The sequence below is a fragment of the Streptomyces sp. NPDC030021 genome (assembly GCF_055574035.1).
The window spans coordinates 1-15256 of sequence record NZ_JBVIAH010000038.1 but is presented as its reverse complement, the minus strand read 5'-3'; the positions used below and the strand labels follow the sequence as shown (position 1 = coordinate 15256).

Sequence of the window (15256 nt, the reverse complement as noted above, 5' to 3'; positions counted from 1 at the left end):
ATTGACCGGACCTTGCGCTGAAAATAAATTTCAGGAGTGAGCCAGAACGCGAAGGAAACTGCCAGCCGCCCGCCCGTCCCCGGCGAAAGCCCCGCCCCGGCTCGCCCGGCTCCCCCGGCTCCCCCGCCCCACGCCCTCCGGGCCCGGATCCGCAGCCTCGGCCCCTCCATGACCCGCTCCGTGCAGGCCGTCGCCGACGCCGTCGCCGCCGACCCGGCCGCGTGCGCCCGGCTCACCGTCTCCGCCCTCGCCGAACACACCGGCACCAGCGAGGCCACCGTCGTCCGCACCGCCCGCCTCCTCGGCTACCCCGGCTACCGCGACCTGCGCCTCGCACTCGCCGCCCTCGCCGCCCAGCAGGAGTCCGGCGCCGCCCCCGCCGTCACCGTCGACATAGCCGTCGACGACCCGCTCGCGGACGTCGTCGCCAAGCTGGCCCACGAGGAGGCGCAGACCCTCACCGACACCGCCGCCGCCCTCGACCTCACCCAGCTCGCCGCCGCCGTCACCGCGCTCGCCACCGCCCGCCGCATCGACATCTACGGCGTCGGCGCCTCCGCCCTCGTCGGCCAGGACCTCGCCCAGAAGCTGCTGCGCATCGGCCTCCTCGCCCACGCCCACAGCGACCCCCACCTGGCCGTCACGGGCGCCGTGCAACTCCGCCCCGGCGACGTCGCCGTCGCCATCACCCACTCCGGCACCACCGGCGACGTGATCGAACCGCTGCGCGTCGCCTTCGAGCGCGGTGCCACCACCCTCGCCCTCACCGGCCGCCCGAACAGCCCCGTCACCCGCCACGCCGACCTCGTACTGACCACCTCCGCCGCCCGCGAGACCCAGCTGCGCCCGGCCGCCATGTCCAGCCGGACCAGCCAGCTGCTCGTCGTCGACTGCCTCTTCGTCGGCGTCGCACAGCAGACCTACGACACCGCCGCCCCCGCCCTAGCCGCCACCTACGAGGCCCTGGCCCACCGCCACACGCCCCGCTGACATCCAGCCCACGCCACCAAATCCAGCCCCTCCGGCGTTTGAGGAGCGGGGCCTGGGGCGGAGCCCCGGTATTTCAGCCCCGCCAGGGGGCACCTCCCAGCGGTAGCTGGGGGAGTTTGAGGCGCGGGGTCCGGGGGCGGCGCCCCGGTATTTCAGCCCCGCCAGGGGGCACCTCCCAGCGGTAGCTGGGGGAGTTTGAGGCGCGGGGTCCGGGGCGGAGCCCCGATCGTGAAGCTCAGCCCGCACACCACCCGCCGCACACCACCCGCACGGGAGCCGCCCATGACCGCGTACGAAGAACTCCGCGCCCAGCTGGACACCCTCACCACCGAGGCCTTCCGCCAGGACCTCGCCGAGATCGACCGGCTGCCCACCCTCGACATCGCCCGCACCATGAACGCCGAGGACGCCACCGTCCCGGCCGCCGTCGCCGCGCAGCTCCCCCGGATCGCCGCCGCCGTCGACGCGATCGCCGAGCGGATGGCCCGGGGCGGGCGGCTGGTCTACGCGGGCGCCGGCACGGCGGGCCGGATGGGCGTCCTGGACGCCAGCGAGTGCCCGCCCACCTTCAACACCGACCCCGCCGACGTGGTCGGCCTGATCGCGGGCGGCCCCTCCGCCATGGTCAAGGCCGTCGAGGGCGCCGAGGACTCGAAGGAGCTGGCCGCCGAGGACCTCACCGCGCTGGAGATCGGCCCGCACGACACGGTCGTCGGCATCTCCGCCTCCGGCCGCACCCCGTACGCGATCGGCGCCGTCGAGTTCGCCCGTACCCGCGGCGCGCTCACCGTCGGGCTCTCCTGCAACGCCGGATCCGCCCTCGCCGCCGCCGCCGACCACGGCATCGAGGTCGTCGTCGGACCCGAACTCCTCACCGGATCCACCCGCCTGAAGGCCGGCACCGCGCAGAAGCTCGTCCTCAACCTCATCTCGACCATCACGATGATCCGCCTCGGAAAGACGTACGGGAACCTGATGGTCGACATGCGCTCCTCGAACGAGAAGCTGCGCGCCCGCGCCCGCCGCATCGTGGCGCTGGCCACCGGCGCACCCGACGAGGAGATCGAGGCCGCCCTGACCGCCACCGGCGGTGAGGTGAAGAACGCTGTACTCGTCGTCCTCGGCGGAGTCGACGGCCCCACGGCCGCCGAGCTGCTCGCCGCCTCGCAGGGCCACCTGCGCGCCGCCCTCGAAGGCGCCCTCGCCCACACCCGCTGACCCCCCCGAGCCAAGGCGACCCCCATGTCCACTGACAAGAACCGCGCCACTGCCGCCGCGATCCTTCCGCTGGTCGGCGGCCCGGACAACATCACCTCGATCGCGCACTGCATGACCCGCCTGCGCATCGCGCTGCGCGACCGCTCGCTGGTCCAGGACGAAGCCCTGCGCGCCCTCCCGGCGGTCCTCGGCGTGGTCGAGGACGACACCTACCAGATCGTGCTGGGCCCCGGCGCCGTCGCCCGCGTGACCCCGGAGTTCGAGGCGCTCGTCGAGGAGGCCCGCTCGGCCGCGCCGGCCGCGCCTGCAGCCCCGGCGGCCCAGCCCTCCGGCGGGATCACCGCGGACGACCTCGCCGCCCAGGGCGCGGCACTGAAGGAGGCTCAGAAGGCCCGGAACGCCACGCCCTTCAAGCTGTTCCTGCGCCGCATCGCGAACATCTTCGTCCCGCTCATCCCGGCCCTGATCGGCTGCGGCATCATCGCCGGACTGAACGGCCTGCTGACGAATCTCGGCTGGGTGCCCGCCGTCGTCCCCGCCCTCGCCGCCATCGCATCCGGCTTCATGTCCCTGATCGCGGTCTTCGTCGGATACAACACGGCCAAGGAGTTCGGCGGTACGCCGGTCCTGGGCGGCGCGGTCGCCGCGATCATCGTCTTCCCGGGCGTCGCGAAGATCGACGCCTTCGGCCTGGAGCTCAAGCCCGGCCAGGGCGGCGTCCTCGGCGCGCTCGCCGCCGCCCTCCTCGCCGTGTACGTGGAGAAGTGGTGCCGCAGGTGGGTACCGGAGGCCCTGGACGTCCTGATCACTCCCACCCTGACCGTGCTGATCTCGGGCCTGGTCACCCTCTTCGGCCTCATGTACCTCGCCGGTGAGGCCTCCGCCGCCATCGGCACCTTCGCCAACTGGCTCCTCGCCAGCGGCGGCGCCTTCGCGGGCCTGGTCCTGGGCGGCCTCTTCCTCCCCCTCGTGATGCTCGGCCTGCACCAAGCCCTGATCCCCATCCACACCACTCTCATCGAGCAGGACGGCTACACCGTCCTGCTGCCCATCCTGGCCATGGCGGGCGCGGGCCAGGTCGGCGCGGCCATCGCCGTCTACTACCGCCTCCCGCGCAACGGCTCGCTCCGCGCCACCATCAAGTCCGCCCTCCCGGCCGGCTTCCTGGGCATCGGCGAACCGCTGATCTACGGCGTCTCCCTGCCGCTCGGCCGACCCTTCGTCACCGCCTGCATCGGCGGCGCGGCCGGCGGCGCGTTCGTCGGCCTCTTCCACCAACTGGGCGTCGCCTTCGGCTCCACCGCCATCGGCCCCTCGGGCTGGGCCCTGTTCCCGCTGCTCGACGGCCGCTCCGGCGCGGGCATCACCCTCGCGATCTACGCGGGCGGCCTGCTGGTCGGCTACCTGGTGGGCTTCACCGCCACCTACTTCTTCGGCTTCACCCGCCAGATGCTGGCCGACCTCGACACCGACACCGGCCCGGACCAGGACCCGGACACCACCACCGCCACCGGAACACCCCCGAAGGAACGGGTCCCCGCATAGCCCGCATGCTGTGCGGATGCTGCTCCCCGCCGAAACCGTCGCCGCCACGACCCGTATCGACGTCGTACGCATCACCGCCGGTCCCGAGCGGCACGGCGACCCGATGACCGGACCCGTCGTGGGGCACTGGGAGGGTCCCGCCGTCGCGGAGATGCTCACGGCCGTACGGAAGATCCCCGCCGCCGAAGTCACCCTGTGCGGGTTCGCCCCCGGCTGGGGCATCCGCGCCTACGCCGACCCGGCCGGTCCGCCCCTGTACGAAGCGGCGTTCTGCTACGGCTGCGACATGGCCTGGCTCTGGGGCCCCCGGGTCCCGGAGCCGCTGCACCGCCAGACCTTCGCCTCGGACTCGCCGTACGCATTGTTCCTGCCCATGCGCATGCGCGCCGCCGGTCCGCAATGATGCAGAGATGATCAACTCCATACCTCCCGTGGTCCCCGCCGGCCGGATGCGCGCCCTGCCGCAGCCGGAGTTCGAGCTGCCGGGCGGCCTGCTGCTGCGCCGCTGGGCGGCCCACGACGTCCCCGCGCTCGTCGAGTCCTGCCTCGACCCGGACATCCGGCACTGGAACCGGCCCGCCCTCCTGACCCCGGCCGAGGCCGAGGAGCGGATCGCCCGCTGGCACGCCCGCTGGCAGGACGAGGAGGCCGCGATCTGGGCCGTCGCCCCCGCCGGCGGAGGCCCGGCCGTCGGGCTCATCGGCATCGGCGACCTCGATCTCGCGGGCGGCAGCGGCGAAATCCTGTACTGGCTGCTGCCCGCCGGGCGTGGACGCGGGGTCATGGTCGCGGCCACGGACCGCGTCACCCGCTGGGCCTTCGAGGACCTCGGCCTGCACCGCGTGCGGATCACCCACTCGGTGGCCAACCCGGCCTCGTGCGCCATCGCCACGAAGGCGGGCTACCTCCTGGAGGGCACCATGCGCGGCGCCCTCCTGCACGCGGACGGCTGGCACGACGAGCACCTCCACGCCCGCCTGCGCACCGACGCCCCGGTGTGAGAGGGGGTCACAGGGGCGGGGGCGGGGGCGAGGGCGGAGTCGGGGACGAGGGCAGGGTCACGCCCTTTTCGGTGGCGCCGGCCTTTTCCAGCAGCTCCGGGTAGGGCGTTTGCGCCATGGAGCCACGGACCTGAGTGAGACCGTAGCGTTCGATGGCCCTCGGATCCAGCGGCGGATCCTCGGGATCGAACCGGAACCGTTTATCCGGTGGGGACACATCTACAATGACCGTAGGCACCCTACCGCTCAGCTTCCACACCGTTACACACTGCGGACCACGGATCACGTTCAGAATTTCACTGCTATTCGAGATCCCGGTCCGAAATTTATATATGGGATTGGGTGGATCTCCCTCTCTCAAGGACTGCTTGAGCGTCTTCCCCTCCAACCTGACATTCTCATAGTTCCCGGTCATTTTCATTCTGTCTTTCCTGATCACGTACACCTCGCTCTGAGCGCTCATCGCCTCATATTTGCGAGAATCGGGATTCTTCACTTCGATGACCGCGTCCTGGGAGACCTCTTCTCCTGGATTCAGTACGCGACCGTCCGGCGCGACGAACTCTCCGTTGTAGATCATGTCGGGATTGGGGCCCTTGTCGTCGGGCGTGCTCTTCGCGGACTCGCCACGGATCCAGTAGATGCTGCCCAAAACATAGACCGGCACCCGACCGGCGTTCCTCACGTACAGATGGACCGTCACGTACAGCTTCGCCGCCCCCTTGTCCATGTCCGAATTCTTGAACTCTGCCCCGGTCTGGATGAGCGGCGTCGTCACATAGGGAACATAGATCTGCGAGTACGCCAGATTGGCGGCGGCCAGAACGGTGGAAAGGATCACCCCGATCGCAATGTTCTTGGGAATACGGAGACCCTTCCACGCCCGACATTTGACCAGACTGAACAGAACGATCGAGGACCAGACGACGAGGGCTATCCCGATAACGGTGGAGAATGTGAAACGCTCGCCGATCTGCAGCAGCAGGACGGAGATACCGCAGAGGAGGGCGATCACGACCCCAAGGAGAACGACTGCCCCCGAGTAACGCCATCGCCGCGTTTCCCAGAAGTCGACTGCAGCCGCGGCAGCGATCAACACCACCAAGGCCACGAAAACAATGGTGAATCCTGCAACGCGTCCGCCATAGGTCAGGGCATTACCACTGTCCGCGATTCCGATACGGAAGAGCGGATATGAGGTCGCGAGGAGGCCTGCGACCACGAAGAAGCCGGTGGTTCGTCGCATCCACGCCCGGTCCGGCCAGACAGTGGCGTCCTCGCCGAGCCAATGGATGTGGGCTCCGTCTGTCACACCTTCACGACGCAGGAGTCTCTTGAGTTCCTTGTCGGACCAGACCCCGCCCATCGGCCTGCCATCGATCAGAACTTCCCGCAAGCCGAGCTCATCCGGCGCTCCCACGGTCACCACACGCGTGTTCGCCATAACTCCAGCCTGCCCCCCGACCACAGAGGGCGCTTCTCGTGCGCCCCCTTGTGCGCCCCCCGTCAACATGCAAGCGCCGCGCCACAGAGGGAGGGTGGTGGTGGACGTATCGGTGTCACCCGATCCCGGAGGAGCCCTCATGCGTACCCGAATCCCCGCGTTCGCCGCCGCCCTCGTACTGGCCGCTCTCGGCGCCGCGGTCCCCGTCGCACAGGCAGCCGCACCGGCCATCCCCGGGCCGACGTGCACGGCCGCCGGCGGGGCGGTGGAGTACAACCCCACCACCGGCCAGTGGACCTGCAGCGGCGGCGCGCACGACGGCGAACTCATCACCAAGAGCTGAGACTCAGTCGGCCGCGGTACGCAAGAACCGCACCAGGTCATCGACCTCGTAGCCGAGCTTCGGCCCGCGCTCGGCGGCCATCAGCAGCAGCTGGCCCACGATCTCCGCACCCCAGCCGTCCGTACCGTCCTGCGACCACTCCCACAGCTTCTCGATGCCCAGGTCGGACATGAGCAGCCCGTGCTCCGTCCGGACCTCCCGGCAGGTCTCGGCGACGGCATCCAGCAGCCGCGCCCCCGGCCGCTCGCAGCGCAGCCCGAAGTACCCGCCGACGTACTCGACCACGCACCCCCGCGGCGGCCGCGCCTCGATGCGCTCGTAGCTCGGTGACTCCCCCACCGGGCAGTGGATCAGAGTGAACCGGTGCCAACCCGGCGGCGGGGGCGGCTTGGGGCGCCATGCGGTCAGCCCGAAGGCCTCCTGCACCAGCGCGGTCGCCTCATCTGCGGTGGCGGCCGTCCGCGACTCGCGCCGCTCCCCGTCGTCCCCGACGGCCGTCCAGAGCCCGCCGCCCTCGTCGCTCTGCACGCGTACGGACAGTCCCACACCTCCACGCCTCCACGCGCCACTGGCAAGGGCTGCCTCCAGCCCCCGTAGCTTCCAACCGAGTTCGAAGGCGAAGTTCACCGCCTCCACGGCCTCGCTCACGCGCCCCCCGCCCGCTCGTGCAGGACGGCGGCCAGCCGGAGCGCGGTGTCCAGGTTGCAGCGGCCGAGGTCGACCAGCGGCAGGCCGTACGTACCGGCGGCCGAGACCCGCTCCACGTCCAGCGAGGGGAACAGCACCCCGACCGCGGCGAGCGATTCCCGCAGCTGCCGGACGGCCTCCTCGGCCGCCTGCATGCGCTCCTGTGGGGAGAGCACCATGACATGTCACCTTTCTACTCTGAGTATCCAACTTCTTCACACAGAGTGGCGACGCGCTCACTAGCCTTTCAAGTGCGGACCCCGCAACAACCGCACATGTTGCTCAGGGAGTTGCCATGGCACGGAAGAACCTCGATCCCTCCTCCTCACCCCGCGCCCTCCTGGGCGCGGAACTGCGCGTAGCGCGCGAACGCGCGGGCATGAGCCAGGCCGAACTCGGCGAACGGCTCTTCGTCAGCGGGTCGTTCATCGGCCAGCTCGAAGCGGGCACGCGTCGTATGCACCTCGAATTCGCCCGCCAGATCGACGACATCCTCGGCACGGACGGCTTCTTCGTCCGCAACTGCGGGGCGGCTGCCGAGTCCAAGTACCCGGACCATTTCGCAGAGGCGGCCGAAGCCGAGGCTCGGGCGAAGACCATCCGGGAGTACGCGCCGCAGCTGATCCCCGGACTGCTCCAGACGGAGGCGTACGCGCGCGAGGTGTTCCGCGCGTACCAGCCGACGGCCACGGAGGAGACCATCGACGAGCTGGTCACGAATCGCCTGGCCAGGGCCTCACTGCTCAATGACCCAACAACCCCACTGTTGTGGTGCGTCCTCGACGAGGCGGTCCTGCGACGCGCCGGGGACAGCCCCGCGATCCTGGCCGAGGCCCTGCGGCACATCGCGCGCCTGATCCGCTCCCGGCGGATCATCGTGCAGGTCCTGCCCTTCAGCGCGGGTCCCCATGCAGCCATGGAGGGATCGCTCAAGCTGATGTCCTTCGAGGACGCACCCCCGCTCGCCTACGTCCAAGGCATGGGAACGGGGCAGCTGTTCGACGATCCGGCCACGGTCACGCAACACACCCTGGCCTACGATCTCCTCACGGCCAACGCGCTGTCACCGCGCAAGTCCCTGGCCCTGATCGAGTCGGTGGCGGAGGAACACGAAGATGACCAGCACGCCTGAGTACGACCTGTCGGCAGCCACGTGGCACAAGTCCAGCTACAGCGGCGGCAGCGGCGGCGACTGCCTGGAGATGGCCACCTGGCGGAAGTCGACGTACAGCGGCGGCGACGGCGGCGAGTGCCTCGAAGTGGCCGACGGCCACCCCGGCGTCGTCCCCGTGAGGGACTCCAAGCAGCCCGAAGGCCCGCACGTGGTGTTCCACGCGCAGGCCTGGGCCCGGTTCGTCGGGTCGCTCTGAGCGGTCAGAGACCGTCGGTGAACAGCAGCTTGTTCGGGCTGTCGTCGCTGAGGTTCTGGACGATGTCCTTCGTGGACACCTCGTCCAGGAAGTCCGACACCTCCGCCGGCAGCGCGTTCGGGTGCTCCGACTTGTAGAGCGCGGCCACACCGGTGACGTGCGGCGCGGCCATGGACGTACCGTTCAGGGCCACGCTGCCGCCGCCCAGACGCGCGGAGATGATGTCCTTGCCGGGGGCGTAGAGGTCCAGGCAGGTGCCCCAGTTCGAGAAGTCGGTCTCCTCGTCGAAGCGGTTCGTCGCGCCGACCGTCACCACGCGCGCGGCGGACGCGGGCGAGACCCGGCAAGCGTCGATATTGTCGTTGCCCGCCGCGATGACCGGCAGCACGCCCCGGTCGGACACGGCGGTCACGGCCGTGTTGACCGCTTCGAGCCGGCCGCCGCCCAGCGAGGCGTTCAGGACGGCCGGCTGCCGGATGTTGTTGGCCACCCAGTCGAAGCCGGCGATGATGCCCGCCCAGGAACCGCGGTTGTCACAGCCGAGGACCCGGACGCTGACCAGGCTCACCTTGCGCGCCACGCCGAACGTCTCACCGCCGACCGTGCCCGCGACGTGCGTGCCGTGGCCGTTGCAGTCCGCGCCGTTGCGGCCGTCCCCGATCGCGTCGAAGCCCGCCTGCGCGCGGCCCCCGAATTCGGGGTGCCGGAAGTCGATGCCGCTGTCGACGATGTACGCCGTCACGCCCTGACCGCTGCGGTTGGCGCTGAAGTCGTTGTTCAGCGGCAGGAACCGCTGGTCGATGCGGTCCAGGCCCCAGGAGTGGGCGGGCGACTTGGTGCCGATCCCGTTCGCGGGGGTCGGCGGCGCGGTCACCATCGCGTCCTCCGACACAGACGTCACACCTTGCGTCGCACGAACCGACTTCAGCTGCTCCGCCGTGAGGGACGCCGCGAAGCCGTTGATCGTCTTGGTGTAGGTGAACTTCGCCGCCAGGCCCAGCCGCTTCGCGAACGCCGCAGGGGCGACCTGCTGGTCGAGGGTGACGATGTAGCTGCCCGGGATGGCGTCCGCGGACGTGAGGAGCGGCGCCGGGGTCGGCTCCGGGGTGTCGGCGGAAGCCGCGCCGGCCGCGACGGGGGTCACTGCGAGGAGGGCTGCGGCGGTCAGGGCTGCGAGCTGACGCATGAAGGGAACTCCCTGAAGTGCGTGGTATATCGGCATGGGGGAGCCGCCCCCGCGATCTGGAGTCCTCCGCGGGTGCGGCCCTCCTCTACATCGGGCACCCTCCCGGCGCGACTTGAACCATCGCCTCCACCTGGCCGATCGTCCGATCGCCGCGTCAACATGCCGTGTCGGACACGCTGCAGAAAGGATTAATCCCTTGTGCCGCCGGGGCTGTGGGCCGCTCCGCCCGGGGTGTGGAAACCCGTGCGAGATTCACCCGTACGCCCCGCCCCCAGATCAGGGAGCGCGCGGCCGGTGCCCGCCGTGCACCCGCCACACCCGCGGGCCTCGTTGACCCGCCCTACCGCGCGTGATGGCCTCGGGCCATGCGCATCCGTCTGAGCCGAGCCCTGCCCGTGGCCGCCGCCGTACTGGCCGCCGTCGCCGTACTGGCCGCCATCGCCGCCCGGCCCGTGTCGGCGGCCACCGCCGGCGTGCCGGAACCCGTACCGCACACGGCCCCCACCGCCGACCACGCCACGTACATCGTCACCGTGCGGGGGGACGTAGACCCGGCCGAGGTGGCCGAGCGGGTCGGCGCCACCCCGGTCCACGTCTACCGCACCGTCCTGCACGGCTTCTCCGCCCGGCTGAGCCCCGACCAGGTCGAGGCCCTGCGCGCGATGCCGGACGTCGAGACCGTGGAGGCGGACCGCGGGGCCACCGGCTTCGGCACCGGCTTCTGAGGCCCGGGCTCCCGACCGGGCAGGGCGGCCCGGGGGCTGCGGTCGTCAGGACACTCCGGCACCGGGCGCGCCCGTACGGGATCCGGGGTCAGAGACCGCCGGTGAAGAGCAGCGAGTTCGGGCTGGTCTTGCTGATGCTCTTCAGGACGTCCTTGGTGGCCTCCGTGTCGAGGAACTCGTTGAGCTCGGCCGGGTCCGCCTTCGGGTGTGCCTGCTTGTAGAGGGCAGCCACACCGGCGACGTGCGGCGCGGCCATGGAGGTGCCGTCGAGGGCCACGCTGCCGCCGCCGAGCTTGGCGGAGACGATGGCCTGGCCGGGGGCGTAGAGCGAAACACACGTGCCGTAGTTGGAGAAGTCGGTCTCCTCGTCCCACTGGTTGGATGCGGCGACGGTGATCACGCGGGCGGCCGACGCGGGCGAGACGTTGCAGGCGTCCTTCGCGGAGTTGCCGGCCGCGATGACCGGCAGCACGCCCGCGTCGGAGAGGGCGGTGGCGGCGTTGTTCACGGCCTCCGCCCTGTCCCCGCCCAGGGAACCGTTCAGGACGGCCGGCTGCCGGGCGTTCTTCGCCACCCAGTCCATGCCCGCGATGATCCCCGACCACGTGCCCTTGCCGTCGCAGCCGAGGACGCGGACGCTGACGAGGTTCGCCTTGCGCGCGATCCCGTACGTCTTGCCCGCGACCGTGCTCGCGACGTGCGTGCCGTGGCCCTGGCAGTCCTGCCCGTTGCGGCCGTCGTTGACGGCGTCGAAGCCGAAGGTGGCACGTGTGGCGTCGGGACCGCCGAACTCGGGATGGCTGTAGTCGATGCCGGTGTCGAGGATGTACACGTTCACCCCGGCGCCGTTGCCCTCGACGGTGAAGTTGTCGTCCAGCGGCAACTCCTTCTGGTCGATGCGGTCAAGGCCCCACGAGTTCGACGGGGCCCGCATCCCCGCCGCGGAGGTCGGCCTCGGCACGGACTGGACCGAGGCGTCCTCCTCGACCGACTTCACGCCCGGACTGTTGCGGACGATGGTCAGCTGGAGCGGGGTCAGCGGGACGGCGAAGCCGGTCATCGCCGTGTCGTAGACGAAGGACGGATTCAGACCCAGCTTCTTCGCGAGCTTCGCCGCGTCCTGCCCCTTCTCCAGGGTCACGATGTACTGGCCGGGCACCGGATTGGCGGCGGTCATCAGCGGCGCCGGGGTCGGCTCCGGGGCCGCTGCGGAGGCCGTACCGGCTGCGACCGGGGGGACGGTGAGGAGGGCGGCCGCGGCCAGGCGTGCGAGGAGGCGCATGGAAGGAACTCCCTGACGTTGCTTGGAAGGCAGACATGGGTGGGCCGCCCTCACGGCACCAGGTGCTCCTGCGGGGGCGGCCCTCGGCTCCATCGCTGCCACCTCCGTGCAGCTTGAACCACCGCTCACCTGGTTGCCCGTCCGGCGCCCGCGTCGACGCGCCCTGCCGCGGGCACAGCGCAGAAAGGGTTGTCCCGCTCTGCCATACGGGTCGTGCCCCGGCCCGCGCGGCCGTCGGCCCGCCCCGCAAGATCACCCGTGCGGCCCGCCCCCGGACCAGGGAGCGCACGGCCGGTGCGCCGCCCGTGCCCCCGCATCACCCCCGGACCTCGTTGACCTGCACCGCAGCACGTGATGGCCTCCCCCCATGCGCATCCGCCTGAGCCGAGCCCTGCCCGTGGCCGTCGCCGTACTGGCCGCCGTCGCCGCCCTGCCCGTGGCCGCGGCCACCGCCGACGTGCCCGAGCCCGTACCGCACACGGCTCCCGCCGCCGACCACGCCACGTACATCGTCACCGTGCGGGAAGACAGCGACCCCGCCGAGGTGGCCGAGCGGGTCGGCGCCGACCCGGTGCACATCTACCGCACCGTCCTGCACGGCTTCTCCGCCCGGCTGAGCCCCGACCAGGTCGAGTCCCTGCTGGCGATGCCGGACGTCGAGACCGTGGAGGAGGACGGCCGGGCCACCGGGGGCGAGGCCTTCGGCCGATACTGGGGGTGGGGGTCCTCAGGCGTGTGACCCGCGGTCGCGCCTGCGGCCAGGCCCCCGGTCCGGCCGGCCGACCGACGAGGGAGACCCCCGTTGTGAAGATCAAGCAGGGCGCTCCGGTGCTCCTCGTGTCCCTCGCCCTCACCGCCCTCTGCGGATGCGGCCTGACCGGCTCCGACGCCGACGGGATGCCCCTCGCGGGCACCAGCACCTCGCGCGACGCCGCCGACGCGGTGGAGAAGGTGTCGGCCGAGCTTCGCGGCCTCACCGGGGTCGAGGGGAAGCCGTCCGAAGGACGCGCCGGCGTCACGGAGTGCCCGGGCAGGGACCCGGCCAGGTACTTCCGGGTGTTCCACCCGTGGAGCTTCCACCCCGCCTCGAACGACCGGCTCGACGAGGCGATGGAACGGCTCAAGGCCGCGCTCCCCGAGCACGGTTGGGAAGTCGCCCGGTACGGACCCGACACGAGCAAGAACAAGAACCTCGGTCTCACCGCCGACCACCGCGAGAAGAAGTACGGCGTCAGCGTCGTGCAGCTGAAGAAGAACGACCCGCCGAAGCTGAGCCTGACCGTCGTGTCCGGCTGCTACGAGGTCCCGGAGGGCAAGGAGGTCGAGAGGTTCTGATCCCCGATCACCGCGTGGTCCGGTCGGCGGGGACACTGTGTTCGTGCAGCTCCCCGCCGAAGTCCTGACCGGTACCGCCTTGATCGAGGTGGTACGGATCTCCGCCCTCCCGGCGAAGAGCGGCGCCCCCTACCCGGGCAGGACCGTCGCCCACTGGTCCGGGAGCGAGGTGACCGAAGCCCTGGCGCTCATCGGGACCCTGCCCGGCAGCGGTCAGCACCGCTGCGGCTTCGCACCGGGATGGAGCATCCGCGGCTACGAGGACTCCCTCGAACTGGTCCTGTTCGAGGCGGCGTTCTGCTTCAGCTGCCACGAGGTCCGCATGCACGGACCAGCGGTCCCGCCCGCCCTGACCACGCAGTTCTTCCACGCCGACGCGCCGCCCGCCCAGGCCCTCCTCGCGCTCTTCCGCGCGGCCGGGCCGTGACCCCGGCCGGCCGCCGTCACCAGCCGAAGACCGGATCGACGTCGAAGGTCGGCGGCAGCAGGCCCTTGCGGTCCAGGTTGACGAAGACGTAGGAGCCGGGCGGGCCGGGGTAGAACGCGAACCGCTCGCCCAGCGGCAGGTCGCGCAGGATCGTGGGCTCCGCCCGGCGCCTGCCGTCGGCCAGGCCGAGGTGGGTGAGGTACGTCCACCAGTGGCCGGAGGTCACCACGCCGACCTCGCCGGGGCCGGTCGGGGCCAGCCCGCGGACCTCCTCGTCGCCGGCGCCCGCGTGCCAGAGGCGACGGCCGTCGGAGAGGGAGTAGGCGGACACGCCGTTCTTCTTCCCCTGCTTCACCGCGGTGACCAGCGTGTCGCCGGTCAGTACGGGGGCCGGCTCGGACAGCAGGTCCCCGTCCGGGCCCGAGGCGGGTACGGAGCCCCGCACGCGGCCCGTGTCGTCGAGCAGCAGCACCGCGTCCACGCCGCTTTCCGCGGTCTCCGTGACACGCAGGACCGGCGGGGCGGCGGACAGCACCCGCACCTCGCGCAGCCGGCTCCCCGTCGGCAGCGCGGTCTGCCAGGCGCGGGTTCCCGTACGGGCGTCGACGGCGGTGATCCGGGCGGCGTCGCCGCACTCCTCCACGTACAGGGCGCGTCGCTCCGAGCCGTCGACGGCCTTCACCGTGCAGTCGGCCGGGACCGGGACCCGCCAGAGCTCCTGGCCGCCGTCCAGGCCGAGGCCGGTCACCGTGTCCCGGTCCGCCACGACGGCGCTCGCGCCCGCCGCGGCCACCAGGGCCCGGCCGCTGTCCCGGGTCCACCGGACCCGGCCCCCGGTCAGGTCCACGGCCACGACCTGAGAGCCGCACGTCCCCGGGCTCTCCCCGTACGCGAGGAGGCCGGTGCCCGAAGGGGTCGTCCGGCTGAGCGCGCAGAGCGGCGTACGCTCCGGGGCGGGCAGCCGCCAGCCCTTGCGGCCCTCCCCGTCGTACGCGACGAGGCCGTCGGTGCGGGCCCGTACGAGCATTCCGGGCGCGGGCGCCCAGACGCCGACCGGCGCCGCCGCCGGATGCACCGGCTCCTGCCACCCGGACAGGTCCAGCTGCGGGCCGCGCGCCCACTCGAAGCCCAGCCAGCCGGGCCCCAGCACGGCCACCGCCACGCAGCCGGCGATCACCCGGACGTGCACCGGGGCGCGGCCGTGGCCGCGCTTCCCCGGCGTACGCCACAGCAGCCACGCGGCGGCGGCGCACAGCGGGACGAGGAGCGCGAGGGTGCCCGTGCCGCGCGGGCAGCTGCCGATCCCGCACATGCGGCCGGGGGCGTCGGCGACCACCAGCTTCGCCAGCAGAACCAGATAAAGGGCCGCCAACGCCGCGAACGCGGCGGCGCCGACGCACGCGAGGTACCCCAAGAGCCGCACGGGCCGCGGTCGTTCCATGTCCATGATCCCCCCGAGTGGGACCCTATCGACCGGAGGCCGCCGTCCCCGCCCGGGGTGGTCGGTGCCCGTGCGGGGTGCCCTGCGGTCGGCTCGGCGGTGTGGCTTCCCTGCCGTGGTGGGTCGCCTCAATCGTCGGCGGGGCTGGGTGGTGTGGGGCGGTGCCCCGCACGAGGGTCTCCTCGGCTCGGCGCGTTCGGGCTTGTCACGGCCAGGCGGCCGCGGTCGCGCCTCGTCCTGCGGGGACCCTCCTGCGTGTCCC

The 15256-nt window shown here is 71.7% G+C and carries 18 protein-coding genes; 12 read left to right on the top strand and 6 right to left on the bottom strand.

From position 1 onward, the window contains the following. Positions 1-36 precede the first annotated feature (36 nt). The 5 genes from ACZ4YL_RS40020 (at position 37) to ACZ4YL_RS40000 (ending at position 4754) form a co-directional block, all read left to right on the top strand. Entirely contained in the window at positions 37-990 is a 954-nt protein-coding gene (locus ACZ4YL_RS40020; RefSeq protein WP_468123328.1) for a MurR/RpiR family transcriptional regulator, read from the top strand. A gap of 282 nt (positions 991-1272) precedes the next feature. After that, the gene (gene murQ, locus ACZ4YL_RS40015) at positions 1273-2208 is read left to right on the top strand and encodes an N-acetylmuramic acid 6-phosphate etherase (protein ID WP_468123327.1); all 936 of its coding nucleotides are present in this window, start codon (positions 1273-1275) and stop codon (positions 2206-2208) included. A gap of 24 nt (positions 2209-2232) precedes the next feature. Then, positions 2233-3753, top strand: a complete 1521-nt coding sequence (locus ACZ4YL_RS40010; RefSeq protein WP_468123326.1) for a PTS transporter subunit EIIC — start codon at positions 2233-2235, stop codon at positions 3751-3753. Between the two features lie 16 nt (positions 3754-3769). Continuing rightward, positions 3770-4156 (top strand): hypothetical protein, encoded by a 387-nt coding sequence (locus ACZ4YL_RS40005; RefSeq protein WP_468123324.1) that lies wholly within the window; start codon positions 3770-3772, stop codon positions 4154-4156. Positions 4157-4163: 7 nt separating this feature from the next. Further along, complete coding sequence (locus tag ACZ4YL_RS40000; protein WP_468123322.1) at positions 4164-4754, top strand: GNAT family N-acetyltransferase; 591 nt, start codon at positions 4164-4166, stop codon at positions 4752-4754. A gap of 7 nt (positions 4755-4761) precedes the next feature. Here ACZ4YL_RS40000 and ACZ4YL_RS39995 read toward each other — a convergent pair whose 3' ends face one another. Continuing rightward, entirely contained in the window at positions 4762-6198 is a 1437-nt protein-coding gene (locus ACZ4YL_RS39995; RefSeq protein ID WP_468123321.1) for a hypothetical protein, read from the bottom strand. Between the two features lie 139 nt (positions 6199-6337). Here ACZ4YL_RS39995 and ACZ4YL_RS39990 point away from each other — a divergent pair, with 139 nt between their 5' ends. Continuing rightward, on the top strand, positions 6338-6541 hold the full coding sequence (locus ACZ4YL_RS39990) for a hypothetical protein (RefSeq protein WP_468123320.1): 204 nt from the start codon (positions 6338-6340) through the stop codon (positions 6539-6541). A 3-nt stretch (positions 6542-6544) separates the two neighbouring features. Here ACZ4YL_RS39990 and ACZ4YL_RS39985 read toward each other — a convergent pair whose 3' ends face one another. Both ACZ4YL_RS39985 and ACZ4YL_RS39980 read right to left on the bottom strand, forming a co-directional pair. Further along, positions 6545-7189: a hypothetical protein gene (locus ACZ4YL_RS39985; RefSeq protein ID WP_468123318.1), complete on the bottom strand. Its 645-nt coding sequence runs from the start codon at positions 7187-7189 to the stop codon at positions 6545-6547. Then, the gene (locus ACZ4YL_RS39980) at positions 7186-7407 is read right to left on the bottom strand and encodes a hypothetical protein (RefSeq protein ID WP_468123316.1); all 222 of its coding nucleotides are present in this window, start codon (positions 7405-7407) and stop codon (positions 7186-7188) included. Before ACZ4YL_RS39980 ends, ACZ4YL_RS39985 begins: the two co-directional genes overlap by 4 nt. A 116-nt stretch (positions 7408-7523) precedes the next feature. Here ACZ4YL_RS39980 and ACZ4YL_RS39975 point away from each other — a divergent pair, with 116 nt between their 5' ends. Continuing rightward, complete coding sequence (locus tag ACZ4YL_RS39975) at positions 7524-8360, top strand: helix-turn-helix domain-containing protein (RefSeq protein WP_468123314.1); 837 nt, start codon at positions 7524-7526, stop codon at positions 8358-8360. Next, positions 8344-8598, top strand: a complete 255-nt coding sequence (locus ACZ4YL_RS39970; RefSeq protein WP_468123312.1) for a DUF397 domain-containing protein — start codon at positions 8344-8346, stop codon at positions 8596-8598. The genes ACZ4YL_RS39975 and ACZ4YL_RS39970 overlap by 17 nt, the downstream gene beginning before the upstream one ends. 4 nt (positions 8599-8602) lie before the next feature. On the opposite strand, the gene ACZ4YL_RS39965 is transcribed toward ACZ4YL_RS39970, so the two are convergent. After that, positions 8603-9784: a S8 family peptidase gene (locus ACZ4YL_RS39965; RefSeq protein ID WP_468123311.1), complete on the bottom strand. Its 1182-nt coding sequence runs from the start codon at positions 9782-9784 to the stop codon at positions 8603-8605. A gap of 365 nt (positions 9785-10149) precedes the next feature. Here ACZ4YL_RS39965 and ACZ4YL_RS39960 point away from each other — a divergent pair, with 365 nt between their 5' ends. Continuing rightward, positions 10150-10509, top strand: coding sequence for a protease inhibitor I9 family protein (locus tag ACZ4YL_RS39960; RefSeq protein ID WP_468123309.1), 360 nt, complete (start codon positions 10150-10152; stop codon positions 10507-10509). Positions 10510-10597: 88 nt separating this feature from the next. Here ACZ4YL_RS39960 and ACZ4YL_RS39955 read toward each other — a convergent pair whose 3' ends face one another. After that, positions 10598-11791: a S8 family peptidase gene (locus tag ACZ4YL_RS39955; protein WP_468123308.1), complete on the bottom strand. Its 1194-nt coding sequence runs from the start codon at positions 11789-11791 to the stop codon at positions 10598-10600. A gap of 367 nt (positions 11792-12158) precedes the next feature. Between ACZ4YL_RS39955 and ACZ4YL_RS39950 the strand changes: the two genes are divergently transcribed. The 3 genes from ACZ4YL_RS39950 (at position 12159) to ACZ4YL_RS39940 (ending at position 13553) form a co-directional block, all read left to right on the top strand. After that, entirely contained in the window at positions 12159-12530 is a 372-nt protein-coding gene (locus ACZ4YL_RS39950) for a protease inhibitor I9 family protein (protein ID WP_468123307.1), read from the top strand. 65 nt (positions 12531-12595) lie between these two features. Further along, positions 12596-13126 (top strand): hypothetical protein, encoded by a 531-nt coding sequence (locus ACZ4YL_RS39945; RefSeq protein ID WP_468123305.1) that lies wholly within the window; start codon positions 12596-12598, stop codon positions 13124-13126. Positions 13127-13169: 43 nt separating this feature from the next. Next, positions 13170-13553: a hypothetical protein gene (locus ACZ4YL_RS39940; RefSeq protein ID WP_468123304.1), complete on the top strand. Its 384-nt coding sequence runs from the start codon at positions 13170-13172 to the stop codon at positions 13551-13553. Between the two features lie 16 nt (positions 13554-13569). Here the strand turns inward: ACZ4YL_RS39940 and ACZ4YL_RS39935 are convergent, their stop codons facing one another. Continuing rightward, positions 13570-14994 (bottom strand): outer membrane protein assembly factor BamB family protein, encoded by a 1425-nt coding sequence (locus ACZ4YL_RS39935; protein WP_468123302.1) that lies wholly within the window; start codon positions 14992-14994, stop codon positions 13570-13572. Positions 14995-15256 lie beyond the last annotated feature (262 nt).